28 protein-coding genes, 1 pseudogene and 1 riboswitch are annotated in these 24,293 nt (G+C 67.9%); of the genes and pseudogenes, 12 read left to right on the forward strand and 17 right to left on the reverse strand.

Features of this window, described 5'->3' with window-relative positions:
- Nucleotides 1–10 precede the first annotated feature (10 nt).
- Complete coding sequence (locus GVY39_RS06490) at nt 11–634, reverse strand: NAD(P)-dependent oxidoreductase (RefSeq protein WP_159921890.1); 624 nt, start codon at nt 632–634, stop codon at nt 11–13.
- A gap of 163 nt (nt 635–797) precedes the next feature.
- The gene (locus GVY39_RS06495) at nt 798–1,880 is read right to left on the reverse strand and encodes an epoxide hydrolase family protein (protein ID WP_159921888.1); all 1,083 of its coding nucleotides are present in this window, start codon (nt 1,878–1,880) and stop codon (nt 798–800) included.
- Between the two features lie 88 nt (nt 1,881–1,968).
- Between GVY39_RS06495 and GVY39_RS06500 the strand changes: the two genes are divergently transcribed.
- Together GVY39_RS06500 and GVY39_RS06505 are read left to right on the forward strand one after the other, a co-directional pair.
- A complete protein-coding gene (locus tag GVY39_RS06500; protein WP_159921886.1) occupies nt 1,969–2,613 on the forward strand; it encodes a TetR/AcrR family transcriptional regulator in 645 nt (214 codons plus the stop codon).
- A gap of 73 nt (nt 2,614–2,686) precedes the next feature.
- Entirely contained in the window at nt 2,687–3,094 is a 408-nt protein-coding gene (locus tag GVY39_RS06505; protein ID WP_159921884.1) for a VOC family protein, read from the forward strand.
- Between the two features lie 101 nt (nt 3,095–3,195).
- Here GVY39_RS06505 and GVY39_RS06510 read toward each other — a convergent pair whose 3' ends face one another.
- Nucleotides 3,196–3,996: an inositol monophosphatase family protein gene (locus GVY39_RS06510; RefSeq protein ID WP_159921882.1), complete on the reverse strand. Its 801-nt coding sequence runs from the start codon at nt 3,994–3,996 to the stop codon at nt 3,196–3,198.
- A complete protein-coding gene (locus tag GVY39_RS06515; protein ID WP_159921880.1) occupies nt 3,993–4,844 on the reverse strand; it encodes a DUF5919 domain-containing protein in 852 nt (283 codons plus the stop codon). The genes GVY39_RS06510 and GVY39_RS06515 overlap by 4 nt, the downstream gene beginning before the upstream one ends.
- Nucleotides 4,845–4,985: 141 nt before the next feature.
- Here GVY39_RS06515 and GVY39_RS06520 point away from each other — a divergent pair, with 141 nt between their 5' ends.
- Nucleotides 4,986–5,276, forward strand: coding sequence for a hypothetical protein (locus GVY39_RS06520; protein ID WP_159921878.1), 291 nt, complete (start codon nt 4,986–4,988; stop codon nt 5,274–5,276).
- A 361-nt stretch (nt 5,277–5,637) separates the two neighbouring features.
- On the opposite strand, the gene GVY39_RS06525 is transcribed toward GVY39_RS06520, so the two are convergent.
- The 3 genes and pseudogenes from GVY39_RS06525 to GVY39_RS06535 form a co-directional block, all read right to left on the reverse strand.
- Nucleotides 5,638–6,432, reverse strand: a complete 795-nt coding sequence (locus GVY39_RS06525) for a thioesterase family protein (RefSeq protein ID WP_159921876.1) — start codon at nt 6,430–6,432, stop codon at nt 5,638–5,640.
- A gap of 121 nt (nt 6,433–6,553) precedes the next feature.
- Nucleotides 6,554–6,733: pseudogene (locus GVY39_RS06530) on the reverse strand (beta-ketoacyl-ACP synthase); the annotation flags it as partial.
- A gap of 68 nt (nt 6,734–6,801) precedes the next feature.
- Complete coding sequence (locus GVY39_RS06535; protein WP_159921874.1) at nt 6,802–7,209, reverse strand: hypothetical protein; 408 nt, start codon at nt 7,207–7,209, stop codon at nt 6,802–6,804.
- Nucleotides 7,210–7,659: 450 nt separating this feature from the next.
- On the opposite strand from GVY39_RS06535, the gene GVY39_RS06540 reads away from it, so the two are divergent.
- From GVY39_RS06540 to GVY39_RS06555, 4 genes are all read left to right on the forward strand, one after another.
- On the forward strand, nt 7,660–8,898 hold the full coding sequence (locus tag GVY39_RS06540; RefSeq protein WP_159921872.1) for a helix-turn-helix domain-containing protein: 1,239 nt from the start codon (nt 7,660–7,662) through the stop codon (nt 8,896–8,898).
- A gap of 190 nt (nt 8,899–9,088) precedes the next feature.
- The gene (locus GVY39_RS06545; RefSeq protein WP_159921870.1) at nt 9,089–9,559 is read left to right on the forward strand and encodes a hypothetical protein; all 471 of its coding nucleotides are present in this window, start codon (nt 9,089–9,091) and stop codon (nt 9,557–9,559) included.
- On the forward strand, nt 9,556–10,053 hold the full coding sequence (locus tag GVY39_RS06550; protein ID WP_236565331.1) for a DNA-directed RNA polymerase subunit beta: 498 nt from the start codon (nt 9,556–9,558) through the stop codon (nt 10,051–10,053). Before GVY39_RS06545 ends, GVY39_RS06550 begins: the two co-directional genes overlap by 4 nt.
- A gap of 22 nt (nt 10,054–10,075) precedes the next feature.
- Nucleotides 10,076–10,297, forward strand: a complete 222-nt coding sequence (locus tag GVY39_RS06555) for a hypothetical protein (protein ID WP_159921868.1) — start codon at nt 10,076–10,078, stop codon at nt 10,295–10,297.
- A gap of 66 nt (nt 10,298–10,363) precedes the next feature.
- Here the strand turns inward: GVY39_RS06555 and thiC are convergent, their stop codons facing one another.
- The 8 genes from thiC to GVY39_RS06595 form a co-directional block, all read right to left on the reverse strand.
- On the reverse strand, nt 10,364–12,016 hold the full coding sequence (gene thiC / locus GVY39_RS06560; RefSeq protein ID WP_236565330.1) for a phosphomethylpyrimidine synthase ThiC: 1,653 nt from the start codon (nt 12,014–12,016) through the stop codon (nt 10,364–10,366).
- A riboswitch (TPP riboswitch) is annotated at nt 12,008–12,130 on the reverse strand. It overlaps the preceding gene by 9 nt.
- 142 nt (nt 12,131–12,272) lie before the next feature.
- The gene (locus tag GVY39_RS06565) at nt 12,273–12,719 is read right to left on the reverse strand and encodes a hypothetical protein (protein ID WP_159921866.1); all 447 of its coding nucleotides are present in this window, start codon (nt 12,717–12,719) and stop codon (nt 12,273–12,275) included.
- Nucleotides 12,720–13,078: 359 nt separating this feature from the next.
- Nucleotides 13,079–14,254, reverse strand: coding sequence for a fumarylacetoacetase (fahA, locus tag GVY39_RS06570; RefSeq protein WP_159921864.1), 1,176 nt, complete (start codon nt 14,252–14,254; stop codon nt 13,079–13,081).
- On the reverse strand, nt 14,251–15,447 hold the full coding sequence (locus GVY39_RS06575; protein WP_159921862.1) for a homogentisate 1,2-dioxygenase: 1,197 nt from the start codon (nt 15,445–15,447) through the stop codon (nt 14,251–14,253). The genes fahA and GVY39_RS06575 overlap by 4 nt, the downstream gene beginning before the upstream one ends.
- An 89-nt stretch (nt 15,448–15,536) precedes the next feature.
- On the reverse strand, nt 15,537–16,163 hold the full coding sequence (locus GVY39_RS06580; protein WP_159921860.1) for a TetR/AcrR family transcriptional regulator: 627 nt from the start codon (nt 16,161–16,163) through the stop codon (nt 15,537–15,539).
- Nucleotides 16,164–16,231: 68 nt separating this feature from the next.
- Complete coding sequence (locus GVY39_RS06585; protein WP_159921858.1) at nt 16,232–17,062, reverse strand: exodeoxyribonuclease III; 831 nt, start codon at nt 17,060–17,062, stop codon at nt 16,232–16,234.
- Nucleotides 17,063–17,097: 35 nt separating this feature from the next.
- Nucleotides 17,098–18,105, reverse strand: coding sequence for a GNAT family N-acetyltransferase (locus GVY39_RS06590; protein WP_159921856.1), 1,008 nt, complete (start codon nt 18,103–18,105; stop codon nt 17,098–17,100).
- Nucleotides 18,095–18,685, reverse strand: a complete 591-nt coding sequence (locus GVY39_RS06595; protein ID WP_159921854.1) for a peptide deformylase — start codon at nt 18,683–18,685, stop codon at nt 18,095–18,097. Before GVY39_RS06595 ends, GVY39_RS06590 begins: the two co-directional genes overlap by 11 nt.
- Before the next feature lie 170 nt (nt 18,686–18,855).
- On the opposite strand from GVY39_RS06595, the gene GVY39_RS06600 reads away from it, so the two are divergent.
- Nucleotides 18,856–19,209, forward strand: a complete 354-nt coding sequence (locus tag GVY39_RS06600; RefSeq protein ID WP_159921852.1) for a DUF3263 domain-containing protein — start codon at nt 18,856–18,858, stop codon at nt 19,207–19,209.
- A 53-nt stretch (nt 19,210–19,262) separates the two neighbouring features.
- Here GVY39_RS06600 and GVY39_RS35205 read toward each other — a convergent pair whose 3' ends face one another.
- Entirely contained in the window at nt 19,263–19,571 is a 309-nt protein-coding gene (locus tag GVY39_RS35205; protein ID WP_321209589.1) for a hypothetical protein, read from the reverse strand.
- Between GVY39_RS35205 and GVY39_RS35210 the strand changes: the two genes are divergently transcribed.
- The 4 genes from GVY39_RS35210 to GVY39_RS06620 all read left to right on the forward strand — a co-directional run bounded on the left by GVY39_RS35210 (nt 19,564) and on the right by GVY39_RS06620 (nt 23,260).
- Nucleotides 19,564–19,821 carry a LytR C-terminal domain-containing protein gene (locus GVY39_RS35210; protein ID WP_321209588.1) on the forward strand — a complete coding sequence of 86 codons (258 nt, stop codon included), beginning with the start codon at nt 19,564–19,566 and terminating at the stop codon, nt 19,819–19,821. The genes GVY39_RS35205 and GVY39_RS35210 overlap by 8 nt on opposite strands.
- Nucleotides 19,822–19,983: 162 nt before the next feature.
- The gene (locus GVY39_RS06610) at nt 19,984–20,667 is read left to right on the forward strand and encodes a superoxide dismutase family protein (protein WP_159921848.1); all 684 of its coding nucleotides are present in this window, start codon (nt 19,984–19,986) and stop codon (nt 20,665–20,667) included.
- 12 nt (nt 20,668–20,679) lie between these two features.
- Nucleotides 20,680–21,825 (forward strand): glutamate--cysteine ligase, encoded by a 1,146-nt coding sequence (locus tag GVY39_RS06615; protein ID WP_159921846.1) that lies wholly within the window; start codon nt 20,680–20,682, stop codon nt 21,823–21,825.
- Between the two features lie 76 nt (nt 21,826–21,901).
- Complete coding sequence (locus GVY39_RS06620; RefSeq protein ID WP_159921844.1) at nt 21,902–23,260, forward strand: phosphatase PAP2 family protein; 1,359 nt, start codon at nt 21,902–21,904, stop codon at nt 23,258–23,260.
- Nucleotides 23,261–23,273: 13 nt separating this feature from the next.
- Here the strand turns inward: GVY39_RS06620 and GVY39_RS06625 are convergent, their stop codons facing one another.
- A complete protein-coding gene (locus tag GVY39_RS06625; protein ID WP_201295175.1) occupies nt 23,274–24,209 on the reverse strand; it encodes an AraC family transcriptional regulator in 936 nt (311 codons plus the stop codon).
- Nucleotides 24,210–24,293 lie beyond the last annotated feature (84 nt).

The following is a 24,293-nucleotide window of genomic DNA, read 5'->3' on the forward strand; positions in this document are numbered from 1 at the left end:
CGGGCCGTTCTCAGCTCGAGATGCCGGGCGCCTGGCGGAGGTAGGTGGTGTCGGTCAGTTGCTCGATCATGAAGTCGGCGATGTCGGCGCGGGTGATCTTCAAGGCGAGACCACGCTCGTCCGCCGGGAATCCGCGCCGGTAGCTGCCGGTGCGCGGTCCGTCGGTGAACGCGCTCGGCCGCACGATCGTCCAGTCCAGATCGCTGGCCTGGACGTACTGCTCCTGCCGGACGTGATCGGCGTAGGCGGGACGCAGCAGCAGCCCGAACATCACGTACTTCCACAGGAAGTTCAGGTTGCCCCGGCTGTCGCCGACGCCGAGGGTCGTCTGGCAGATCAGTCGCTTGACACCGGTGCGATTCATCGCGTCGATGACCGCTTTGGTGCCGCCCGCCCGGACCACGCCCTTGCGGCCGTCGCCGAGCGAGATCAGCACCGCGTCCTGTCCCTCCACCGCGCGCTGCACCGAATGCGTGTCCAGCACGTCGCCTTCCACTACCCGCAGCCGCTCGTGGCGCTGCGTTACGCCCGCCGCGCTGCGGGTGAACGCCGTGACCTCATGCCCCTCCTGCAGGGCCCGCTCGACGACGAGACGACCGACGGTACCGGTGGCGCCGAAGACTGCGATTCTCATGGTTTCTCTCCTGGTTCGAAAGCTTCTGTGCTGTTGGTCAATCCAGTACATCAGCGCGTAGCGAGACGAACCATGGCCGTGAGTCTCGATGACATAAGAGACTGTCTCGAACCAGCGTGCGACGTGGCCGCCACTGCGACCGGCGTGGCGGCCACGTCACCGATCAGCGCAGCTCGGTGAAGAACTTCGTGATCTCCTCCGCCATCAACGCGGGCGCCACATGGTGCAGGTAGTGGGTGTACACGTCGTGCGTGCGCCACGACACGATGTTGTGGTCGCGCTCGGCGAAGCGCCGGATGCCGTGGAAATCGCCCGCGGAGCCGCACAGCGCGAGCGGAACCGTGGTCGGGGCGGTGGGGTGCTCGGCCTTGTCCTTCTCGAAGTAGTGCCGGATCGCCGAACCGGCGGTGCCCGTCAGCCAGTGGATCGCGATGTTGGTCAGCACGAAGTCGTCGTCGAGATCCGGACCGAGCAGCTGGCCGTTCCAGCCGACCAACCCGGCGGGCGAATCCGTGATCGCGTGCGCCAGCGTCTGCGGCTGCTGCGATTGCAGCACGTTGAAGCCCATCTTGTTCTTGACGAACCAGTCCAGGGTGGCCAGCGACTGCTGCTCGCCTTCGTCGAGATCGGCCAGCTCGGCCGGATCGCCGGAGGGGAACGAGTACACCTGCGTGACGTGCACGCCGACCACGTTGTCCGGCGCCACCCGCCCGAGTTCCGGCGAGATCTGCGAGCCGCCGTCGTTGCCCACCGCGCCGTAGCGGGTGTATCCGAGCCGTCGCATCAGCTCGGCCCAGGCGCGGGCGATCCGGGTGTCGTTCCAGCCCGTCTCGGTGGTGGGACCGGAGAATCCGTATCCCGGCACGGAGGGGATCACCAGATCGAACCCGGCCGCGGTGAGCGGCTCGATGACGCCGACGAACTCGACGAAGGTGCCGGGCCAGCCGTGCGTGAGAATCAGCGGAAACGCGTTGTCCTGCGCGGACTTCACGTGCAGGAAGTGGATGTTCTGGCCGTCGATCTCGGTGGTGAACTGCGGATACGCGTTCAGCGACTGCTCGACCGCCCGCCAATCGAACCCGTCGCGCCAGTAGCCGACCAGGTGGCGCACCCGCTCAACGCTCACCCCGTAGGTGTCGCCCGAGCCCGGGATCTGCTCGGCCCAGCGGGTGCGGGCCAGCCGATCGCGCAGGTCGTCCAGGTCGGCCTGGTCGACGTCGATGCGGAAGGGGGTGATCGCGGTCATCTTGCTGCTACTGATCGAAACGGAATGCTCTGTTCTGTCTGAATAGTATCAGAACGGAGCATTCCGTTTCAACTGCTATCCTGAATTCATGCCGAAGACAACTGATATCCCAGCTCAGAAGGGTCTACCTGGCCGCAAGGCGCAGGCGGCCCGCAACGACGGTCTGATCTTGGAGGCTGCCCGCGCGGTGTTCCTCGCCGACGCCACCGCCCCGATCTCCGCCGTCGCAGAACGCGCGGGCGTCGGGATCAGCGCCCTGTATCGCCGCTACCCGAGCAAAGAAGCGCTGCTGCGCAAGCTCTGCCACGACGGCCTGCGCCGGTACAACGTGGAAGCCGAAGCGGCGCTCGAGGAGGCGGACGGCTGGCGTGGCCTCGTCGGCTTTCTGGAGCGGGTGGTGGACGCCGACGTGCACTCGCTCACCGTGCATCTCGCGGGCACCTTCACCCCCGACGAGTCGATGCTGCCGGACATCCGGCGCTCCGGTGCGGCGACCGAAGAGATAGTGAGCCGCGCCCACGCCACCGGCAAGCTGCGTCCCGACGTGACGCCGCAGGATCTCGGGTTGATCCTGGAGTCCTGCGCGGCGGTCGCGGTGCCCGCCCCGGAGCGCACCGTCCAGCTGCGCAGGCGCGTCCTCGCGATGCTCGTGGCCGGGCTGAGCGCGGACGGTGACCTGCCCGGCCCCCCACCGGGGCCGGGCGAGTTCGCCTGGCGCTGGGCACGGCGATAGGGCGCCGATGAATTTCGCCGTGCGCACTGGTCTGCGCTGGTAGGAATACCGCAGTCGCCGGAAAGGATGTGCCGTGAACTGGACACTCGAGGTCGTGATCGTCCCCGTGTCGGATATCGACCGGGCCAAGCAGTTCTACGCCGAGCAGCTCGGCTTCACCCTCGACCACGACACCAAGGTCGCCGACGGCGTGCGCATCGTGCAGCTCACCCCGCCCGGCTCGGGATGCTCGATCGTGATCGGCGAGGGCGCGGTGCCGGACCTCCCGCCTGGCTCCCAACAAGGCCTGCAACTGGTGGTCAACGATCTGCGCAAGGCCCACGAGGAACTGACCTCTCGCGGCGTCGAGGTAACCGAGATCCAGGTCCTCGGCGAAAACCCGAGACCCATGCCGGACCCACTGGACAACGTCGGATTCTTCTTCTTCAACGACCCGGACGGAAACGGCTGGGCCGTTCAGCAGATCTCGACTCGCCCCTGATCGCCGCTGCGGATAACGGGCGCAACTGTCCGGAGCGGGTGAGGATGATTCAGCTACCGATGGGAAGCCTGGCCGACCCGGTCAGGCCAGTCCGTCGATAGTCAGCGGATCGTCTTATCAATCAGGCTCATGAGTTGATCGGCGATGGCGGGTGAGGCAGCGATCGTGTCAGGGGAGTCGAGACTGTGCTGACGGGAGGCGGAGTCGAGGACAATTGCGCCGGCCTCTCGGGCGATGAGCACACCAGCGGCTGTATCCCAGGGTTTATTGGACAGCATCACGCAGGCGTCGGTTCGTCCCTCGGCGACCCACACGAGATCGAGAGCGGCAGACCCGAACATTCGTACTCGCTCCACGGTTGCCGCCAGTGCGGCGGTGAGAGCGATCCGCCGCTTGTTCTTCGGCTCCGCCTCTGGTCCGACCGCGTAATCGCCAATGGAGGCAATCGCCCCGCCGAGTGTTTCGGTATTGCTCGCATTGATCGGCTTGTCATTGCAAAACGCGCCCTGCCTGGCGGCAGCGTAGTACTCCAGGCCGAGGAAGGGTGCGCCGACGACTCCGATCTCTGGTTCCCTGTCGCGAACCAGAGCCAGCGACACCGCGCAGAGCGGAAGTCCATGGATGAAGTTGGATGTCCCGTCGATCGGGTCGAGCACCCACATGGGTTGGTCAGAGTTGGGCACCGACATGTCATCGAGTTCCTCCCCTAGGAAACCGAACGCGGGCGTCGTTTCGGCCAGATACCTCCGGATGTGGTCTTGAATCCGATGGTCCAGGTCGGTCACATAGTCCCGGTCGCTCTTGGCACGGATGCTTCCTCGGTCAGCCGTGCGGAGGAGCGCCGCTCCTCGGTCGACAGCCGAACGGGCGACCGCGAGCAGTTCGTCTCGACTCACTGTCATACTGACGAAACCTCCCTGCCACTGGACCACATCGTTTCGAACACTTCGGAGAACGTCTCGAAAAGCCCTGGTGACCCGGATTTGCGAGCGAACAGCGTCGGTGATTCGACTCCTCGGGCTCTCGGTAGGTAGGGCTGGATGATGCAGACTGCCGAGTCGACAATGGTGATATTGAAGCGGACGGTCTCATCGTAGGTGCGGATTCGAATGGGCTTCGCCTGTGATGTGGCGAATTTTCTCTGCACTCGTATCAAGCACTTCATGTTCAATTCTGTGAGGCTCGACAGCACGCCAGGTGCATGGCCCTCCTCGGTCTCTCGAAGGCGGATATGGGTTCCGCTCGGGTCGAGGAATAGGCATCGGAGTGTGGCACCGGACTCGAGCAACTTCATGAGGTCGGTATCCGAATACTGCTGGCAGAGCAGATTCAGCGACAGGCCCGCCATATCGACTCGCCGGGTGTTCTCGAACAGTTTTCGTGGCGGCATGGCATGCAGGAAGGCGGTTCGGTTTGCGAGGATCGCCTCGACGTCGGCCATATCACGAATGGAAGGGCGTGCAGTGTAGCGTGTTTCGCGGCGTGATCGAACTCCGCTGGGACTCGCGCAGTCTTCGAATAGCTCGTCGGCCGACCAGCCGGGGAACATAGCCTCCAAGATCCGGCGGTGATGGGGGTACGGGAGGCTGGTGAGGTTTCCGGAGAGCCGACGATAGAACTGCGCCTTCCTGGGTCCTGCGCCGACGAGTTCGGGTTCGAATTCGTTCGCGACTCTGTCGTAGTCGCGGTTGAACGCGGACACGGTTTGGAGGTGGCGCTGTTGCAGCAATGCTTTCAGTACGGCTCCCATAGGTACACCAGCTCGCTGGTCTTCCTGATTCCGGCGACGCAGCGAAGATGAGACATAGGAGATACCTCCGCCGGTTTCGCTGATCAAGGTGATGCATTGGTGGCGGCGCGGACAGACTGGTGCGCTGCCGAGACTCTTCGCATGGTTCAGATCGTCACCGCAGGAATCGTTGCCGTCGGCTTGGCGCTGCTGGCCGTCGGCACCTTCTACGTCTTGCCCTACCTGCTCGACAGAGATGACGTCCTACCGAAATCAGCAGTGCCCTTTGGCGACATCATCGACCGCCTCGACATCGAGGACGCTCATGCGACGATGCAAGACCACGTCCGATGCAGCATTGATTCCTGCCAGGACAAGGCTTTCGCGTACTGGACGCTGGTCGGTGCCGGGCAGATCGTCCAGGACGAACGTGTGCAGCGGTGGGCGCCATGACCCTACCCGTCAGCGCGGATATCGTTCGAATCCGCCATCGCGTCTGCGGCGAACAACCCGGCGAAATCTCACTCGCCGTCGCGAGGATAATCTTGACCCAGCACGCTGGGCACGGCGCGCGCTGCATGCAGTTCTTGGGTGCGCTGCAGCGAGCCTCGGTGGTGTGCGGGTGAGGCCGCAGCTGTGCGCGCGTGTCTGTTCGGCCTTTGCGCGGTGGCCACAGTCGCCCCTCTGCTGGGTAGAAGGCGGTGACCATTGCGGCTCCATTGTTGGGACTCCGATGGCAACGGTCATACAACACAACAGATCTCGACCCGTCCGTGGGCGGATCCGTGACGAACCTCGGGTGGGTCTGCCTCGGCTACCGGGTGCCGAGGAAGAGGGTTTGCGTGCTGCGGCCCAAGGGGCCCTTTTCGTCGTAGAGCGCCGATTCGGCCATACCTATGCCATGGGGTTGGGGGTAGGTGACGGCGTCGAGGCAGACCCATTCACCCGCGGGCTGGCGGTGCAGGGTGACCGTCAGATCGGTGTTGATGAACAAGTACTTCGACCAGTCGAGGATGGCGCTGACGCCGTTGCCGGAATCGGCGGCCGCGAGGGTGCGCTCCAGCGGGCTCGGATCGGTGCCGGCGACGATCGGGTGCTTGATCCGGATCCAGCAGGTCGCGGGGCCGGGCTCGGTGAAGGACCCGCTGACGAAGCGGTATTCGATGGCGGTGTGGAAGCCGACCGGCTGGGTGGACGGAAACGGCGCGGGCAGGTCCGCCTGCTCGGGGCCGGGCCGCGTGCCGGTCGGTAGGAAACGTTCCGGCAGTGGCAATTCCGGTTCCGCGAGCTTGAACCGCCAGGCATTGGCCCGCATCACCGGTCCGCGCTCGGTGGACAACATCGCCTCGATGAGCTCGACGCTGCGGCCGGGACGGGCGACACGCGCGGCCGCGGTCAGCGGTTTCAGCGGCACCGGGCCGAGGATCTCGACCGCGACCCGGCCGACCTGGAATCCCGGGCGCGGCTCGCACCGCTCGATCACGTGACCGAGCAGGGCCGAGGGCGGACCCGCGTGCTGGGCGTCCGGCGACCAGGGGCCGCGGGTGAGCTCGGTGGAGACAAAGTGATCCGGACGCTGCGGGTCGGGGAGGTAGAAGGCGTCGCTCATGGCCGCGCCTCGCCCGGCTCCGTCGTGTTCCCTCGTTGGCGCTCGCTCACGTCCGTCCATCCTCCGGGCCGATCGATCCGTTCTACGACGACGGTAGCCCGCACCCTGACCGTGCTGGAGGTCAGACCCGGCCGAACACGAGCGCCACGTTGTGCGCGCCGAAACCGAACGAGTTGTTCAACGCGAAGTCCACGCGCTGGGTGCGCGGGCCGCCCGTGACGATGTCCAGATCGATCGCGGGGTCGGGATGGTCGAGCATCAGGGTGGGCGGAACGACCTGGTCGCGCAAGGTCAGCATGGTGGCCCCGCCACCGCGCACGGGCGTTCGAGATGGAATCGGTTCGGATCAGACAGGCGCGGTGGTTCTCATTACCGCCCGGCAACCGAGCGATCCTGCTCGACAGCGCGCTCATCCCGCAGGCACGCGACTCCGATGCCGAGTGCGACCAGTCCCACGACGTCGAATGCCGCGACGCGCATCAATCCCGGGCCGACCGGACCTCCGGCGATCACCAGGACAAGAAAACCGCCGAAGCTGATCGTGTTGGCGCACACAGCGATCGGACGTAGCACGGGGCGAAGGATTGCCAGCAGCAGACCGATACCGACGACCGCGAACAGCACGGCCCGATGCCGCAGCACCACCTCGAGATCGCGGTCTGCGGCAGCTATGCCGTAGGCCGCGTACATTCCCTGTGGGGCGACCGCGCCGATCGCAGGCGCGGTATTGAGCAGCCCTGCGGCGGCCAACAAGGCCCGCCCGGCATGTCGTCGCATAAATTCTCCTCGGATCGATGTCCTGCGATCATCACGCTCGGCGTAACCCATGCGCTTCCGAAAACCCGCTACATCGGGGGTCGCATCCTGGGCGGCGTCCGTGGTGTCGCGCTCGGGCGCGTTCTGCTCAGCGCTCGGCGGCCTTGGGTGCGGTGTCGAGGATCTGTGTGCTGTCGGCACGGGCCTCGGCGCGTTCGCGTTCGATCGCTGCGCGTCCACCTTGCTGGGTGCCTGTGCGAGGACGCGGGTCTGCTCGACTGCCTTGGCGCTAAGAGTCCGACAGAGCGCCGACTCGGTCGAGGGATACCCCTTGTCGGGTCGACCGCGCCAGTAGTCGGCTGCCACAGGCGTCAGGACGCCGAAATGTCGAATTTTGTTGCATGCCCCCACTCGCCGATGGAAAGCGAAAGGTACCGTCGCAAGTGGTAGCCATCGGCGGAGGAGTACGCCATGAACGACATTCCACCGAACGAAGTCGGGCGCAGGCTGCGTGAGATCCGCGCGTGGCGCGGGCTGAGCCTCCAGGTCGTTGCGGGCCTGGCTGGTATCAGCTTCGGATACCTCGCTCGCCTCGAACGCGGTGAACAAGCCTTGTCCAACCGCGCCACCCTGGAGGCGCTGGCTCGGGCGCTGCGCGTTTCGCCTGCGGAGTTCTATCCCGCAGCCGGGCAAGCCGGTTCCTGTGCCGAGAGCAACGAGTCCGCCCATGCGGGCGTCGTGGCAATCGAACGCGCGCTCGATGTGTACGAACTCGGCGAAGATCCCGGCGGCGAGGTCCGCGATTGGCCCGTCATCGCGGCTGACCTCGAGCGACTGGCCGATATGGCGCAGGTGTCTTCGGACTACGCCGGTCAAGCCGACCTTGCCCCTGCGCTGCTGGCTGAGTTACACGCGGTCTATGCCCGCTCTCCGGAACATCGCCGTAACGCGCTGCTGGGCCTGATCACCTGTTATGCGTCGGCTATGTGGGTGACCAAGCGGTTCGCCGGACGTGGCCTGCCGCTGCTCGCTGCGAAAGCCGCGCAGGAGTGCGCCGCCATGCTGGAATCTCCTGCATGGACCGGGTTCGCCGTCTGGCTACGCGGTGATGCCACGGGCGGGTTGTCGCGGCCGGAACAGTATCGGCGCGCGGTGCGGTGCCTCGACGAACTGAGCCCGCACCTGGACGACGCGGAAGTCCTGCAAACCTCCGGGATGCTGCACCTGTCGGCCGCGCTTGCCTCGGCGGTGCAGCGCGACCGCGCGACTACCGACACGCATTTGGACGAGGCCGCCGAGTTGGCCGCGCGCATGGACACCGAGACGGGGACATTCGGGCGGTTGTGGTTCGGGTCATCGAATGTCGGTATCTGGCGCGCGTGCATCGGCATGGAACTCGGCGACGGGGTGAAGGTCGCCGAGAAGGCACGCGGGGTGAATGTGCACAGCATTCCCAGCAAGTCACGGCAAGCCGAGTTCTACATGGAAATCGGGCGCGCACTGCTGACCGATCCCACCCGCCGTGAACAAGGTGTGCAAGTGCTGTTGCGCGCCGAACATCTCGCACCGCAACGTGTCCACGCCGATGTCCTGGCACGCGAAGCCGTGGCCGACGTGCTACGTGCCGCTCGCCGCGACGTCGGAGGGCGTGAATTGCGCGGTCTGGCTTGGCGATTGGGCATCGGTCCCGAAGCCGCACCGAAGAACTGATCAATCCCCGTGGTTTGTCCTTGATGGACAAAACCGTTGTAGCCCTGCTCATAACGTCAGCTCCGGCCCCGACGCCGGGGTGAGCGGGCCGATTCCTCGCGGCCGCGCCAGCACAGCTATGGCCGCTGGCTGGTGTTGATGCCCTCGGCGTCGGGTGCCTTCCATTCGAATCGCAGGGAGGCGCAGGGGTATGGATGCGAGCAGCGAGCGGGGATTGTATGCGGCGGGAGTGGCCGAGCTGGAACGTATAGCGGCGTATCTGAGAGACGAGTCGACGCCGCTACGTGGCTTGCCGACGGAAACGCCCGGCGCGTCGGCGATCGGGTTGCGGTGCGTATCGGGTGCGGAGGCGGCGAGCGATCAGACCGCCATCGAGGCGCTGGCGCGTCGGCATGGCTATAGGTTGGCTCACACATATGTGACTGCACCGCAGACGGTCTCGTCGGTCGTTGTGGCCGCTGTGCTGGAAATGGTGCATGTGGCGCGGGCGGGTGCGGTGATCGTTCCGGGGATGGCGCATCTGGGCGGGTCGGTCCCGGCCGAGTTCGCGCGGGTGTGCGCCGTGATCATGCCAGGGCATGTGATGCTCGGCCGCGCCCTGTACCCCACCTCCGCGCCCCCACCGTGCGGCGACCCCATCGACGCGGGGGTGCGGGGGTGAGCGCGGCGGGCGCGGCGGGCGCGGAGGGTTTCGATCTGGCGACCTCGCACGGGCGGTGCGCGTTCTACAAACGGGTGTGCCAGCTCCCGGCCGAGGTGGAACCAGAAGCTCTCGGCCGCATTGTGGTGCGGACGGGGTCGATGGTGTGGGGTGTGTCGGTGCCCGAACCGTTGGGCCACGCGGTGGCGGAGCGGTTGCGCAGCGGCGGGAACAGTCTCGGCCCGATCATCTCGCACCCGTCTTCGCGGACCTGGACGTTCCTTGTCCGTCCTGATCTGCCCGACGACCCGCACACGTTCGCGGGGTTGTTCCGCGACCGGGTGAAGGTGATCCGCGACGGCGCGTTGATCGCGCTTCCGTCCCCGGCCGACAGCACCAACGGATACCGGGCATGGATGGAAGCGCCGCAGGACACCTACCGGCCCTCGGGCCGGGTGGTGGTCGATGCGGTGCGCGCGTGCCTGCTCGCGCGAGCGGTTCGGGCGAGTCGATGAGCCCCCGGCGCGCGGTGGTGCCGTGATCGGCCCGGCCGGGTCTCCGCGCCCGGAGGAGCCCGACGTCCACCTGTCGGTGTACCTGCACGATCAGCGCATGGACTTTGCGGCCTGCCTGACCGCCGCCGTGGTGTTCGTGCAGGAATGGAACACCCACCACCGCCCCGACGCGGTAACTGTGCTGCCCGGCGACACGACCGGGCTCCCACGCTTGCCCTGCGAACGGCTATACCTCGAACCTTGACCAGGTGATGAACCGGCGTCCCGCCGCCCGTCACATCCTCGGGATGCGGCGGGCGGCGGCCGGTCGCTACGAGACGACCGGCAGATAGACCGCGTTGCCTTTGTGGGCGAACTCGGCGGACTTCGCCGCCATACCGGCCTCCAGCGCCTCGGTCTCGGTCAGGCCTTGGCGCGCGGCGTACTCGCGCACGTCCGCCGAGATCCGCATCGAGCAGAACTTCGGGCCGCACATGGAGCAGAAGTGCGCGGTCTTGGCAGGTTCGGCGGGCAGCGTCTCGTCGTGGTACTCGCGGGCGGTGTCCGGGTCCAGCGACAGCGCGAACTGATCACGCCAGCGGAACTCGAAACGCGCCTTGGACAGCGCGTCGTCGCGCTCCTGTGCGTGCGGATGCCCCTTGGCGAGGTCGGCGGCGTGCGCGGCGATCTTGTAGGTGATCACGCCCACTTTCACGTCGTCGCGGTTGGGCAGGCCGAGATGCTCTTTCGGCGTGACGTAGCAGAGCATGGCGGTGCCCGCCTGGGCGATGATGGCGGCCCCGATGGCCGAGGTGATGTGGTCGTAGGCGGGCGCGATGTCGGTGGCGAGCGGGCCGAGGGTGTAGAACGGCGCCTCCTCGCACAACTCTTCCTCGAGCCGGACGTTCTCCACGATCTTGTGCATCGGCACATGGCCGGGGCCCTCGATCATCACCTGTACGCCATAAGATTTCGCGATCTTGGTCAGCTCGCCGAGGGTGCGCAGCTCGGCGAACTGCGCCTCGTCGTTGGCATCGGCGATGGAGCCGGGCCGCAGGCCGTCACCGAGGGAGAAGGTGACGTCGTAGCGCGCCAGGATCTCGCAGAGTTCCTCGAAGTGCGTGTACAGGAACGATTCCTGGTGATGCGCCAGGCACCACGCCGCCATGATCGACCCGCCGCGCGAGACGATGCCGGTCACCCGTTTGGCGGTCAGCGGGACGTAGCGCAGCAGCACGCCGGCGTGCACGGTCATGTAGTCCACGCCCTGCTCACACTGCTCGATCACGGTGTCGCGGTAGATCTCCCAGGTGAGCGCGGTCGGATCGCCGTTCACCTTCTCCAGCGCCTGGTAGATCGGCACGGTGCCGACCGGGACGGGGGAGTTGCGCAGGATCCACTCGCGCGTCTCGTGGATGTTCTTGCCGGTGGACAGGTCCATGATGGTGTCCGCGCCCCAGCGGGTCGCCCACACCATCTTCTCCACTTCCTCGGCGATCGAGGACGAGACCGCCGAGTTGCCGATGTTGGCGTTGATCTTGACCAGGAATTTCTTGCCGATGATGGTGGGCTCGAGTTCCGGGTGCCGGTGGTTGGCCGGGATCACCGCGCGGCCCGCGGCCACTTCCTCGCGCACCAGCTCCGGTGAGACGCCCTCGCGCGCGGCGATGAAGCGCATCTCCGGCGTGATGATGCCTTCCCTGGCCCAGGCGAGCTGGGTGCGCGGCCCCGCCCCCTCGGGCTTGGTCCAGGTATCGCGCAGCTTCGGTAGACCGTTCTCCAGATCGATCGTCGCCGTCTCGTCGGTATACGGGCCGGAGGTGTCGTAGACGTCGAAGTGCTCTCCGTTGGTCAGGTTGACCCGGCGCACCGGAATGCGCAGGTCGTCGACTTCGAGATAGTGCTTGACGCTGCCCTCGATGGGGCCGGTGGTGACGCTGTCGACAGGTGCGGATGCGCCGTCGGACGCAGCGGCGGGTGCCATATTGTTCCTCCCTACGCCGGCATTACCCGGTCAGGTTCATACGGTCGACGGCCCTGACGCCTCTCGGCTAGCCGTCCTCTCAGCCCGCTGGTGCGAGCCCCCGTTGGGTGTGAAATTGTCCCGCCCGACCATACCCGGACCGGTTCGACAAGCGCCCGGCGATTCGGCAGGATCGACTGAACCGCCAGGGAGCCGGGGCAGCGCTCGTGCGGGCCGTGGGTGATCCGAGACGCCGAATGTCGTGTCGACGCTCGGGTTACGAACCTTCCGCCGTTTCGGGGGTGGCCGAATGGCCGGGCAAACCGTGGGTGCGCCGCGATTCCTTCATCTCGGCTTCGTAGAGATGGCGGCGGCCGCCGAGCAGTTCCTCCCGGGTGGCCCGTTCGATACCGCGGAACACGTCGTAGTAATTGTCGTCGTAATCCTCGACGATCTGGAACGTCCAGCGCCCGGCCAGGACGTTGCGCCCGATCAGCTCGGTCGATATGCGGTCGGCGATGTGGGCGTGGCCCGCCGCGCGGAACATCTCCACCGCCTCGTCCAGCGCCAGGTCGGCGCCGCCGGTCAGCTGATGGAAGGCGTACAGGTGGCCGCGGGCGCGTTCGACGGTCTCCAGCGCTTCGGAGAGTTTGCCGGTCGCGGCGACGGTGGCGTCGTCGACGCCGTCGGGGCGGCGGTGCAGCACGTCCGGGCGATCGGTCATGACCTCGCTCCTTGTCTGGCGTATGGGGCCGTAGCCGCGGCGTACCCCGATGCCTTGGTGCTCAAGCACCGGCAGGTTGCTGCGGCCCCGCGCGGCGCGCCGGATCCTCGAGTGGATCTGCCGGCGCGCCCACGCCGGAACGCGTCAGCGGGCGTTGGCGGAACCGCTGGAGAGGGCCGAGATGAGTTGGACGAGCAGGTAAGCCAAGGGCGAGCTGCAAGTCGGTGGCTGGCTGGAGGTGCAGCCCCCCGAGCCGGTCGATGACGATCCGGAATCGGCGACCGGCGCCGGGGCGGCGGTGGCGATCGCGGGGGCGAGTTGCGCGGGGAGCAGCAGGGCACCGGCGACGGCGATTCCGGCTAGTGAGCTGCGGGGCGGATGCGGCCGGTGACCTCGCCCAATCCGATCCGGGTCGTGCCCGGTCCGGGAGCCTGCGCCGTGATGGTGACTTCGTCGCCGTCTTCCAAGAAGGTGCGTTGCCGGTCGTTCACCAGGACCGGACGGCTGCCGCCCCACGACAACTCGATGAACGAGCCCCGCTGGTCGGGTGCGGGGCCGGAGATGGTGCCGGAGGCGTACAGATCGCCGGTGCGGGTGGACGCGCCGTTCGAGGTGAGATGGGCGAGCATCTGCGCCGGTGACCAGTACATCCGGGCGTAGGGCGGGTACGCGACCGGCTGTCGGTTCCACGCCACGGTGAGATCGATGTCCAGCCCCCAGTGCTCGGTTCCCCGCAGGTAGGGCAGCGGCTCGGGCGACTGCTCGGGCAGCGGGATCCGCGCGGCCTCGAAAGCGGCCAGCGGGGTGATCCACGGCGACATCGATGTCGCGAACGACTTGCCGACGAACGGGCCGAGCGGCTGGTACTCCCAGGCCTGGATGTCGCGCGCGGACCAGTCGTTGACCAGCGCGACGCCGAAAACCCGTTCGGCGAACTCATCGATCCCGACCGGGACGCCGAGCCGCGAGCCGACACCGATCAGAAAGCCGAGTTCCGCCTCGATGTCCAGCCGCCGTGACGGTCCGAAATCCGGTGTGCCGGACTCGGTCCTGCGCTGACCGCACGGCCGTGCCACCTCGGTGCCGGAGACCACGACGGTCCCCGCACGCCCGTGGTAGCCGACCGGCAAGTGGCGCCAATTCGGCAGCAGCGGGTCACCGTCCGGCCGGAAGAGGCGGCCGAGGTTCGTCGCGTGATCGATGCTCGCGTAGAAGTCAACGTAATCGCCGATTCGCACGGGCAGCCGCAGTTCCACTCGGTCCAGGTGGTGTACCGCGGCGCTGTCGATCTCACCGCCCACGGATTCACGAATCCGATCGCGTACCTCGCGCCAGCGTGCGGGGCCCTGCGCCAGGAAAGCATTCAGATTCGGCGCGGCGAACACCGGATCATCGAGGAGCACAGCCAGATCGATGACGTATTCGCCGAGCCGGACGCCCACCCGAGGGGCGCTGCCGGCCGGTGCGAACACTCCATAAGGCAGGTTGTCCGGACCGAACAAGGACTCCGGGGGTACCTCGAGCTCGGTCCTCACTCGGGGCTCCGCCCGGACCAGGTCCACGCATAGGCCGGGTCCTCGCAGGCCAAGGCGCCTTCACCGAGTTCCAGCGGGCGGAAGGTGTCGACCATGACGGCCAGCTCGTCGAAGTACTCCACGCCGATGCTGTTCTCGTAGGCGCCGGGCTGTGGCCCGTGGGCGTAGCCGCCGGGGTGCACCGACACCGAGCCCTGGGTGATACCCGATCCTTTCCGCGCCGCGTAGTCCCCGCCGCAGTAGAACATGACCTCGTCGGAATCGACGTTGGAGTGGTAGTACGGCACCGGGATCGATCGCGGGTGGTAGTCCACCTTGCGCGGAACGAAGTTGCAGACGACGAAGTTGCCGCCCTCGAATGCCTGGTGCACGGGGGGCGGTTGATGGATGCGGCCGGTGATGGGTTCGAAATCGGCGATATTGAACGTCCACGGATACAGGCAGCCGTCCCAGCCGACCACGTCGAACGGATGGGTGGCGTAGACCATCCGGGTGCCGACGATCTCTCCACCGGGGCGGTGCTTGACGAGCACCTCCACCTCCGCGCCGGATTCGGTGATCGTCTCGGTCGGTCCGTGCAGGTCGCGCTCGCAATACGGGGCATGCTCGAGCAACTGGCCGAACTTCGACAGGTAGCGTTTCGGCGGCGTGATGTGCCCGGTCGCCTCGATCACATATGTCCGTAACGGGTCCGGGCCGGTAGGCCGCCAGCGGTGGGTCGTGGCACGCGGGATGAGCACCTGATCGCCTTGCCGCGCGGGCAGCGCGCCGAATACCGTGTCGACCACCGCGGTGCCGGATTCCACGTACACCAGCTCGTCGCCGATCGCGTTGCGATACAGCGGCGATTCGTTCTCGGCCACGACGTAGGAGATGCGCACGTCCGCGTTGCCGAGCAGCAGGCGCCGCCCGGTGACCGGGTCGGTCTCCGCCGCAACGTCGCCGGGGAACAGGGCGTGCAGGCGCAGATGCCGATGGCGTAGCGGATGATTCGGCGTCGTCCGCTGATCGGGCAGTTCCCACACTGTCGAGTCGACCAGTGCCGGTGGCAGGCCGCGGTGATAGAGCAGCGAGGAGTCGCCGGAGAAGCCCTCCTCGCCCATCAGCTCCTCGTAGTAGAGCCGGCCCCGCTCGTCACGATGCTGGGTGTGCCGCTTCGGCGGCACCGCACCCACTTGCCGATAGAACGCCATGACCGTTCCTCCGCCAGCCGGTGGTCGGATAGTTGATCACCATCGTAGTGACCGGGCCGGGCGAGGGCAGCGGAAACGCAGCCTGACAATCAGGCGTTGCGCAGGGCGCGGTAGACCGCCGCGCCGACGAACGCGCCGAGATCCGCCGGTGTCCAGCCCTGCTGGTCCGCGAGCAGCGCGCGCACCGCCCCTTCGCCCGCGGACACCCACTGCTCCACCAGCACGGGCAGCTTGCGCTCGGCGTCCGCGGTGCCCCAGGCGCGCAGCGTCGGCCGCAACAGTTTCGTACAGCGCTCGATGACGAGCGCGCGGCCGCGACCGAACGAATTCGCCACCGCGGGATCGGGATTGCCGTAGACCAGCCGCCAGGCTTCGGGCCGGATCGCGGCCTTCGTCAGCAGGGCGCGGAACCCCTCGACGAACACGGTCTCGTCCGCGTTCACGGGGCGCGGCGTGACCACCTCGAGCACGCCGCTGACCAGGTAGCCCTCCTCGCGCTGGATCAGTGCCTCGATCAGCTCCACGCGATCGGCGAAGCAGGCGTAGACCACCGGCCTGGTCACGTTCATGCGCTCCGCGATCGCGGCCATGGTGACCGCGGCGATGCCGTCCTCCACGGCGATGGCGAGCGCGGTGTCGAGCACCTGCGGGCGGCGGCGCTCCGGGCCGAGGTGTTGCGCACGTTGCCGTGGCCCCACGGCCGCGTCGTTGTTCATTCCGCCCAACCTGGCGCCGGTCGTCCGGCTCCCGCTGCGGCGGGGGAAGGGCGGCTGCGCCGGGCGGGTCACGAGTGCCCGGGGCCGTCGGCGAACTCGGCGATCACCGGAGCGTGATCGCTGGCGCCCTTGCCTTTTCGCGCCTCGCGATCGACCATCGCGTCCGTCGCGGTGGCGGCCAGCGCGGGGGAGGCGAGGATGAAATCGATGCGCATCCCTTCTTTCCTCGGAAAGCGCAACTGGGTGTAGTCCCAGTAGGTGTAGACGCCCGGCCCGGGCGCGAACGGACGCATGACGTCCGCGTAGCCGGCGTCCACGACGGCCTGGAAAGCGTCGCGTTCGGGCTGCGAAGTGTGCGTTTTGTCGGCGAAGTACTCCACAGACCACACATCGTCGTCGGTCGGCGCGATGTTCCAGTCGCCCACCAGCGCGATCTTGGCCTGCGGGTCCTCGGCCAACCAGCGCGCGCCGTTGTCGCGCAGCGCGGCAAGCCATTCCAGCTTGTAGGTGTAGTGCGGATCGCCCAGCGTGCGGCCGTTGGGCACGTACAGGCTCCATACCCGCACGCCACCGCAGGTGGCCCCGATCGCGCGCGACTCGACCACCGGCGTGCTGATCAGAGATTCTTCCGCGTCCTTGTCGAAGCCCGGCTGGTCCGGGAAGGCGAACTCGACGTCGGTCAGACCGACCCGGGAGACGATCGCCACCCCGTTCCACTGATTGATCCCGAGGTGGGCCACTTCGTAGCCGAGCTCGTCGAAGCGCTCGAACGGGAACTGGTCGTCGCGGCACTTGGTCTCTTGGAGGGCCAGCACGTCGATGTCCTGGCGGTCCAGCCAGTCCGCGACGCGGTCGAGCCGGGAGCGGATCGAGTTGACATTCCAGGTGGCGAGACGCACTGCGGACTTCCTTCGCACGGGGTGACAGGTCTGTTCTACCGCAGGCCGCCGGGCCCGGCGAGGGGTTCGGGCGCGGCGTAGCGGTAGGCGTGGTGTTCGACGAATCCCAGTTCGCGGTACATCGCGCGGGCCGGCTCGTTGGTGGCTTCCACCTGGAGATAGGCGTGCGTCGCGCCGCGTTCGCGGCCCCAGCGCACCAGTTCGGCGCAAACCAGCGAGCCGAGCCCGTGCCTGCGGTGCGCGGCCGCGACGGCCACGCAGGTGAGCCCGACCCACCGGCGTCCGTCCGGGGCGGTGGTGAGCGCGCCGCGGCCGATCGCGATGGGACGCGGCAGGCCCAGCGAGGCGAAGCCGAGTTCGCCGTCCAGGACCGCGGTCAGCACCTCGGGAACCGGCGCGGGGGCGGGCACCGCCTGCGCGGCCGGGGCCTCGCCGCCATAGCGGTGCATCTCCAGCCAGTCGGCGTCGGGGGCGGGCGCGATCCGCACCATCGACGGACCCCGCGGCAGGACGAAATTGTCGATGTCGAGTGCCAGCATGAGCGTCTCCCGCCAGCTGTGCCAGCCGGGCGGCGTCGGTGCCAGCCGGTCGGGCAGCGCGAGCTGCAAGGGCAGGCCGTGCGCGGTGTACCACTCGCCGATCCGGTGCAGCGTCTCCGCGGACACGACGGCGGGGCTGCCGAAGTTGCCCAGCGGCACAGCGGAGTTCGCTCGGCCGGTGTAGCCGTGGCCCGCGCGCACCAACCACCCGTCGATCCAGCTGTGCTCGACACCGGGCCAGGCGTAGGCGGCCGCGGCCTCGAGCGCGCGGATCTCCTTCGTGCGAATCGGTCTGGGGCCGATGGCTTTCAACGCGACCACCCGGTCCGGCGCCACCGAGACGACCTGGCCGTCGGCGCCGCGCACGGTGGGCGGATCCAGCGAGAGAAGTTCGCCGATCACGTCGGTCAGCGGTTGGGGATAACCCGCGGGCAGTTGATAGCGCAGCACCACGCGGCGGCCGAGCGGAATATCGGGCAGGCCGGCGGCGGGGTCAGTCGTCATGCCCGAACGGGTCGGGATCGGTGCCGGGCAGCCAGCTCAAACCCGGTGTGCCCCAGCCGTTGCGCTTGATCGCCTTCTTGGCGGCCCGCGCGTTGCGGCCGAGCAGCACGTCCACGTACAGGAACCCGTCCAAATGCCCGACCTCGTGCTGGAGCATCCGAGCGAAGAAGCCCTTGCCCTCCACCTCGACCGGCTGCCCGTGCTCATCGGTGCCGGTCACCTTGGCCCATTCGGCGCGGCCGGTGGGGAACTGCTCGCCGGGCACCGACAGGCAGCCCTCCTCGTCGTCGTCCGGGTCCGGCATGGTCTCCGGGATCTGCGAGGTCTCCAGCACCGGGTTGATCACCGCCCCGCGACGCCGGGTCGCGGTGCCGTCCGGGCCGAGGTCGGGGCAGTCGTAGACGAACAGGCGCAGCCCGACGCCGACCTGGTTGGCCGCGAGCCCGACGCCGTGCGCCGCGTCGAGCGTGTCGTACATGTCCGCGATGAGCGGGGCCAATTCCTCCGGCGATTGGGTGACCCGCGCGGTCGGGTTGTGCAGAACCGGGTCGCCGACGATCACGATCGGGAGGATTGCCATATGCCGATTATTGCCGTGGGTGCCACGTCACAGCGCCTCGGGTACCGCCGCTACCGGCCGGTAGGGAACACGCCGCGCCGCGGACCGGGCGATTCCCGGTGCGCGTGGTTGAATGTTCCGCGACGTACAAGCACCATTTTCGTCTGGTGGTCACTCGGCGAGGGAGCGAGATGGACGGCGCAGCGGCACGGGATCTTTCCGCGATCCAGGACGACCCTTCCGCAAGCGCGGATGCCACGGCGGGGCGCACTGCGGCCGAGCAGGCCGACGGCGACGGGCTGAGCCGTCGCGACCTCGACATCCTGGCCTTCGAGCGCCAGTGGTGGAAGTACGCCGGGGCGAAGGAAGAGGCCATCCGCGAGCTGTTCGCCATGTCGCCGACCCGGTACTACCAGGTGCTGAACGCGGTGGTCGACCGGCCGGAAGCGCTGGCCGCCGATCCGATGCTGGTCAAGCGGCTGCGCAGGCTGCGCGCGAGCAGGCAGAAGGCGCGCGCGGCGCGGCGGCTGGGATTCCAGGTCTGACCCGGCGATGCGGACCCGGACCCGCCCGGTGCGACTAGGCTCGCGAGGGTGAGCTACCCGAATCCCACCTCCGGTGGGCCACCGTTGCGCGCCCTGGCGATGGTGCTGATCGCGTTGGCCATCGTTTTCGCCGGTCTCGGGGCGATGTCGCTGTCGAATTCCGATGCCGACACCGACGCCTCGGGAACCAGCGAATCGCCGACCACCAGCGCGACCGCCGCGCCCCAGGTACCGGCGAGCACCACCGCGCCCAAGGCGCCCACCTCGGCCGCGTCCTCGTCCACCGCGCGGGCGACCGTGACGTCGACTCCCGCGGCGGCCACCTCCACGGCAGCCCGTTCGGTGCCGGTGCGCGTGCTCAACAACAGCATGGTGGCCGGGCTCGCCGCCAAGACGGCCGATCAGCTCTCGGCAAGTGGGTGGACGATCGCGGGAACCGGCAACTATCCCGGCGCCAATATCGCGAAAACCACGGTGTACTACGGCAATTCGCCCGGCGACAAGGAGGCGGCGCAGGCCGTCGCGGACGAACTCGACGCATCCGTGGAGCCGAAGTCGGCCGGGATCGGGGACACCGGGCCGGGTGTAACGGTGATCGTCACGGGTAACTGACCCGTGTGGTCGCCGTTCGCGCGCACGCAGCGGTGAAGGTCAGGTGAGGGCGTGCCGCCCTGTCGGGGGCGCGACACGGCGGCCGTGGCATCATCTTGTCCGGTAACGAACGTGTCCACCCAGCTTTACTCGTAAACTCGGTACTCGTAAAGGAGTTCCCCGATGGCCCCGTCCCCAACTCGACGCCCGTCCTGGCGGACTGTGACCCCGGTGCTCGCGGTCGCGGTCTTCGGCCTCGCCGCCTGCTCGAACAGCCAGGAGTCGAGTGACGTCCAGGGAACGCCCCCGCCGGTGTGGACCGGGTCCCCCGCTCCGGCCGGACAGTCGAGCACCGAGCACGGCACGCCGCACACCGCTCCGGGGGTGACCGTGCAGCTGAAGGACCCCTCGGGCGCCTCGATCGGCACCGCGAACTTCGCCGAGGAGGGCGAGCACCTGCAGGTCACGGTCGAGGTCCGCGGACTGCGTCCCGGCTTCCACGGCATGCATGTGCACCAGGTCGGCAAGTGCGAGCCCAACTCGGTCGCGCCGACCGGAGGCCCGGCGGGCGACTTCCTGTCCGCCGGTGGTCACCTCCAGGTCGGCAGCGCCAACACCCACCCGGCCAGCGGTGACCTGACATCGTTGGAGGTGCGCTCCGACGGCGCCGCCAAGCTGGTCACCACCACCGATTCGGTGACCCTGGACGAGGTGAAGGGCAAGGCCCTGATCATCCACGCCGACGCCGACAACTTCGGCAACATTCCCAACCGTTACGTCCGTGCCGATGGCGTCGCGGGCCCCGACGACACGACCCTAGCGACGGGCGACGCGGGTGGCCGTGTCGCCTGTGGCGTGATCCAGTAGCGCGGGTGGCATATGGCCGGGGCAGGAATCGAGCACGTTCCCTTCGAAGGTTCGCCCCGGCCCACCATCGGGGTCGAATGGGAGATCGCCTTGGTGGACAAGGTGACCCGCGATCTGTCGAATACCGCTGCGGCGGTCTTCGATTCGCTCGGTGACCTGCGCGCCCACGACGGCACGCAGCAGGTGACCAAGGAGCTGTTGCGCAATACCGTGGAACTCGTCACCGGCGTGCACGAGACCGTCGGCGCGGCGGTGGAGGATCTGACCGGCACCATGAACACGGTGCGGCGCGCGGGCGACCCGCTCGGCGTCGACGTGTTCTGCGCGGGCACCCATCCGTTCGCGCAGTGGTCGGCTCAGCAGCTGACCCGGTCGGAGCACTACGACGAGCTGATCGACCGCACGCAGTGGTGGGGCAGGCAGATGATGATCTGGGGCGTGCACGTGCACGTCGGAGTCTCCCACCGCGACAAGGTGTTCCCGATCCTCAACTCGTTGCTGCTGTCGTATCCGCATCTGCTCGCGTTGTCGGCGTCCTCGCCGATGTGGTCCGGATCGGACACCGGCTACGCCAGCAACCGAACGCTGATGTTCCAGCAGCTGCCGACCGCGGGCCTGCCGTTCCAGTTCGAGAACTGGACCCAGTTCGAGCATTTCGTGCACGATCAGATCAAGACCGGCGTCTTCACACAGCTCGGCGGCATGCACTGGGACATCCGTCCGGCGCCGAAGTGGGGCACCATCGAGGTGCGGGTGTGTGACGGGATCTCCACGCGCGCCGAGCTCGCCGCGATGGCCGCGCTCATCCACTGCCTGATCGTCGACCTGGATCGCCGCGTCGAGAACGGCGAGGACCTGCCCACCCTGCCTCCGTGGCATGTGCAGGAGAACAAGTGGCGGGCAGCCCGTTACGGGCTGGACGCGATCATCATCACCGACTCCGACAGCAATGAGCGGTTGGTCACCGACGACCTGAACGATCTGCTGAACCGGCTGGAACCGACGGCGGCGCGGCTGAACTGCGCGGACGAGCTCGCGCTGGTCGCCGAGATCCCCAAGCGCGGGGCCTCTTATCAGCGTCAACGCCGAGTTGCCGCGGCGTCGCAGGGCGATTTGGTCGCGGTGGTGGACGCGCTGGTCGAGGAGCTGAAACAGTAGCGTCCGGCCGCGGACAGGTCGGTTGCTGTTCAGCTGGCCAGGGGGACGCAGTTCACCCCCCGTTTACTATGGTCGGATGCTAGTCGAAGACCCGGGTTCCAAAGCAGGAAGAGCGGTATCGAGCCGCCGCGTGCCACAGACCCGGGTTCGGGTCACCGCGGCGGTGGCCGCGGTGCCGGTGCTGCTGATCGTGTTGCAGGTCGTCGCCACCTGGCAGGGGTTCGAAGGCCCGCTGGAGAGTTTGGCGCGGGACTACGTCGGCACACCCAAATCCATGTCGGTGCCCTGGGCCGGGTTGGTCCTTGCGCTGGTGGGCATCTCGGCCCGCAGGCGGCTGGTCGCTGTCGGCATCGCGGTGTCCGTCGACGTGGTGTGGGCGGGGGCCCGCTTGCTGGCGGGCGAGCCGTTCGCGATAGGCAACGGCCCGGTGATCGTGCTGACCGGCTTGGCGCTGGTGGCCTGGCTGCGCTGGCCGGGCGCCGAACGACGCGCCGCGCTGCACGCGGCCGCGCTGGGCGCGCTGCTCATCCTGGCCACCAAGGTCGGCGACGTGTGGCTGCACGTCACCGTCATCGGCAGGCCGACGGTGCTCGACGAGTACGTGATGCTGGCCGACCACGCGCTGGGCGATCCGTCGTGGGTGCTCGGCCGTGCGGTCGACGCGCTCGGCCCAGTGGTCTACGCGGTGTTGCACTGGGTCTATATCGAGTTGCCGGTGGCGGCGATCGTCGTGGCGGTGTGGCAGCTGCGCCGCGTGATGTCGTCGGGCCGCTGGCCGTCGCACTACCTGGTGCGGACCTTTCTGGTGCTGGGGTTGATCGGCCCTGTGGTGTATGTCCTGTTCCCGGTCGTCGGGCCGATGTTCGCGTACGGACCGGACGGCGACGGGCTGCAACTGGGCAACTACTGGCCGGGCGTGGTGCCGCCGATCGACCGGACTCCGATGCCGCTGCCGTTCGACGCCGCGATTCCACGCAATTGCATGCCCTCCATGCACACGGCCTGGGCGCTGTCGGTGTTCCTGCACACCCGTCGCGACAGCGACGGCGAGCCCGCGCCGGCCTGGCTGCGCTGGGGTGGTGCGTTCTGGCTGCTGGCCACTCTGGCCGCCACCCTGGGTTTCGGATACCACTACGGCGTCGACCTGGTCGCGGGCGCGGTGCTGTGCCTGACCGTCGAGTCGGCGCTGCGCGAGCCGGAGCGCGGCTGGGGATGGTTCCGGGTCCGGCTGGTCGCCTCCGGTGCGGTCGTGCTGGCCGTGCTGTTGCTGTCCTACCGGTACCTCGCCGTGCCCATGGCCGAGTACCCGGTGTTCGCGGGCACGGTCGTGCTCGGGCTGCTGGCCGGACTCGCCGCGGCATTCCACGCGACGTGGTTCGCGACCGTGCGGCAGCCGCGGCAGGCCGAGCGGGAAGTCGAGCCCGTCGCGAGCTGAGACCGGTACCGGTTCACGCTCCGAGATCGGCGGTGGCGCGGAAATCGCTGGGCCGGATACCCCGATGGCGCTTGAACGCCGCACTGAAACCGAAAGCGTCCGCATAACCGACGGCCTTCGCCACCTGCGCCACGGTGAGACTCCGGTCGACCAGTAGTTCCTCCGCCTCATCCATCCGGCATTCGGTGAGATACGCCAGCGGCGACTGTCCCATGACCTCGGAGAACCGCCGTGCGAACAGCGCCCGCGATACCCCCGCCTCGGCGGCCAGTGACGCGACCGTCCAACCGGCGGCCGGCTTTCCGTGCATGGCCTCCAACGCCGGCCCGACCACCGGATCGGCCGACCCGCGGTACCAACCCGGCGCGGCAGCGTCCAGCCCCTCGAACCAGTCGCGCAGCGTGCACACCAGCGCCCAGTCGAGCAGCCGGTCCATCATCGCCTGCGCTCCGGCCGGACGCCGGGCCGCATCCACGGCGATCGACTCCATCCACGCGCACACCTCGACATCGTCGGTCACGACCAGGACGGGTGGTATAGCACTCAGCAGCCGTTCGTGGCGCCGGCCGGACGCGCGGTAGGCGCCGACGATCAGAGCGGTCTCACCGGCGGGGCCGTTTCCCCAGCGACCGCCGTCCAGCACGGGATCGCATTTCGCGTCCGGCGCGAAACAGGCGACCTCGTATTCCTCGTGCGGTAGGCGGACAGTATCCGCGCTGTCGACGAGGACGAAGGGTTCCGGGCCGCGCACGATCGCGGTGTCCCCTACCGTGATCCGACGCTCGAGACCGCCCGGCAGCAGCAGTGTTCCCCCACCGCGCAGGACGGTGACCATGGTCAGCGGCGCTTCGTCGGCGAACCGGATGCTCCACGGTGCTTCCAAAACCGCGGTGGTGAGCACGGCTCCCTCGGCACGGATACCGCCCAGCAGTTTGCTCAATGGGTCCACACCGTCGATGGTAGACGAACTCCTATCGAATGTAGATCTTTACCCATAGATCGTCCATTGTCCGGAGTGTGGAATGGGACCAGA

Origin of the sequence: Nocardia sp. CY15, from assembly GCF_009829295.1 — a bacterium.
Taxonomy (GTDB): domain Bacteria; phylum Actinomycetota; class Actinomycetes; order Mycobacteriales; family Mycobacteriaceae; genus Nocardia; species Nocardia sputi.

Bases quoted from the DNA above. Each gene is read 5' to 3' on its own strand.
- GVY39_RS06490 (WP_159921890.1), bottom strand. From the start codon at position 634: ATGAGAATCGCAGTCTTCGGCGCCACCGGTACCGTCGGTCGTCTCGTC.
- GVY39_RS06495 (WP_159921888.1), bottom strand. From the start codon at position 1,880: ATGACCGCGATCACCCCCTTCCGCATCGACGTCGACCAGGCCGACCTG.
- GVY39_RS06500 (WP_159921886.1), top strand. From the start codon at position 1,969: ATGCCGAAGACAACTGATATCCCAGCTCAGAAGGGTCTACCTGGCCGC.
- GVY39_RS06510 (WP_159921882.1), bottom strand. From the start codon at position 3,996: ATGACAGTGAGTCGAGACGAACTGCTCGCGGTCGCCCGTTCGGCTGTC.
- GVY39_RS06515 (WP_159921880.1), bottom strand. From the start codon at position 4,844: ATGGGAGCCGTACTGAAAGCATTGCTGCAACAGCGCCACCTCCAAACC.
- GVY39_RS06520 (WP_159921878.1), top strand. From the start codon at position 4,986: ATGGTTCAGATCGTCACCGCAGGAATCGTTGCCGTCGGCTTGGCGCTG.
- GVY39_RS06525 (WP_159921876.1), bottom strand. From the start codon at position 6,432: ATGAGCGACGCCTTCTACCTCCCCGACCCGCAGCGTCCGGATCACTTT.
- GVY39_RS06535 (WP_159921874.1), bottom strand. From the start codon at position 7,209: ATGCGACGACATGCCGGGCGGGCCTTGTTGGCCGCCGCAGGGCTGCTC.
- GVY39_RS06540 (WP_159921872.1), top strand. From the start codon at position 7,660: ATGAACGACATTCCACCGAACGAAGTCGGGCGCAGGCTGCGTGAGATC.
- GVY39_RS06545 (WP_159921870.1), top strand. From the start codon at position 9,089: ATGGATGCGAGCAGCGAGCGGGGATTGTATGCGGCGGGAGTGGCCGAG.
- thiC (WP_236565330.1), bottom strand. From the start codon at position 12,016: ATGGCACCCGCCGCTGCGTCCGACGGCGCATCCGCACCTGTCGACAGC.
- GVY39_RS06565 (WP_159921866.1), bottom strand. From the start codon at position 12,719: ATGACCGATCGCCCGGACGTGCTGCACCGCCGCCCCGACGGCGTCGAC.
- GVY39_RS06575 (WP_159921862.1), bottom strand. From the start codon at position 15,447: ATGGCGTTCTATCGGCAAGTGGGTGCGGTGCCGCCGAAGCGGCACACC.
- GVY39_RS06580 (WP_159921860.1), bottom strand. From the start codon at position 16,163: ATGAACAACGACGCGGCCGTGGGGCCACGGCAACGTGCGCAACACCTC.
- GVY39_RS06590 (WP_159921856.1), bottom strand. From the start codon at position 18,105: ATGACGACTGACCCCGCCGCCGGCCTGCCCGATATTCCGCTCGGCCGC.
- GVY39_RS06595 (WP_159921854.1), bottom strand. From the start codon at position 18,685: ATGGCAATCCTCCCGATCGTGATCGTCGGCGACCCGGTTCTGCACAAC.
- GVY39_RS06600 (WP_159921852.1), top strand. From the start codon at position 18,856: ATGGACGGCGCAGCGGCACGGGATCTTTCCGCGATCCAGGACGACCCT.
- GVY39_RS06610 (WP_159921848.1), top strand. From the start codon at position 19,984: ATGGCCCCGTCCCCAACTCGACGCCCGTCCTGGCGGACTGTGACCCCG.
- GVY39_RS06615 (WP_159921846.1), top strand. From the start codon at position 20,680: ATGGCCGGGGCAGGAATCGAGCACGTTCCCTTCGAAGGTTCGCCCCGG.
- GVY39_RS06620 (WP_159921844.1), top strand. From the start codon at position 21,902: ATGCTAGTCGAAGACCCGGGTTCCAAAGCAGGAAGAGCGGTATCGAGC.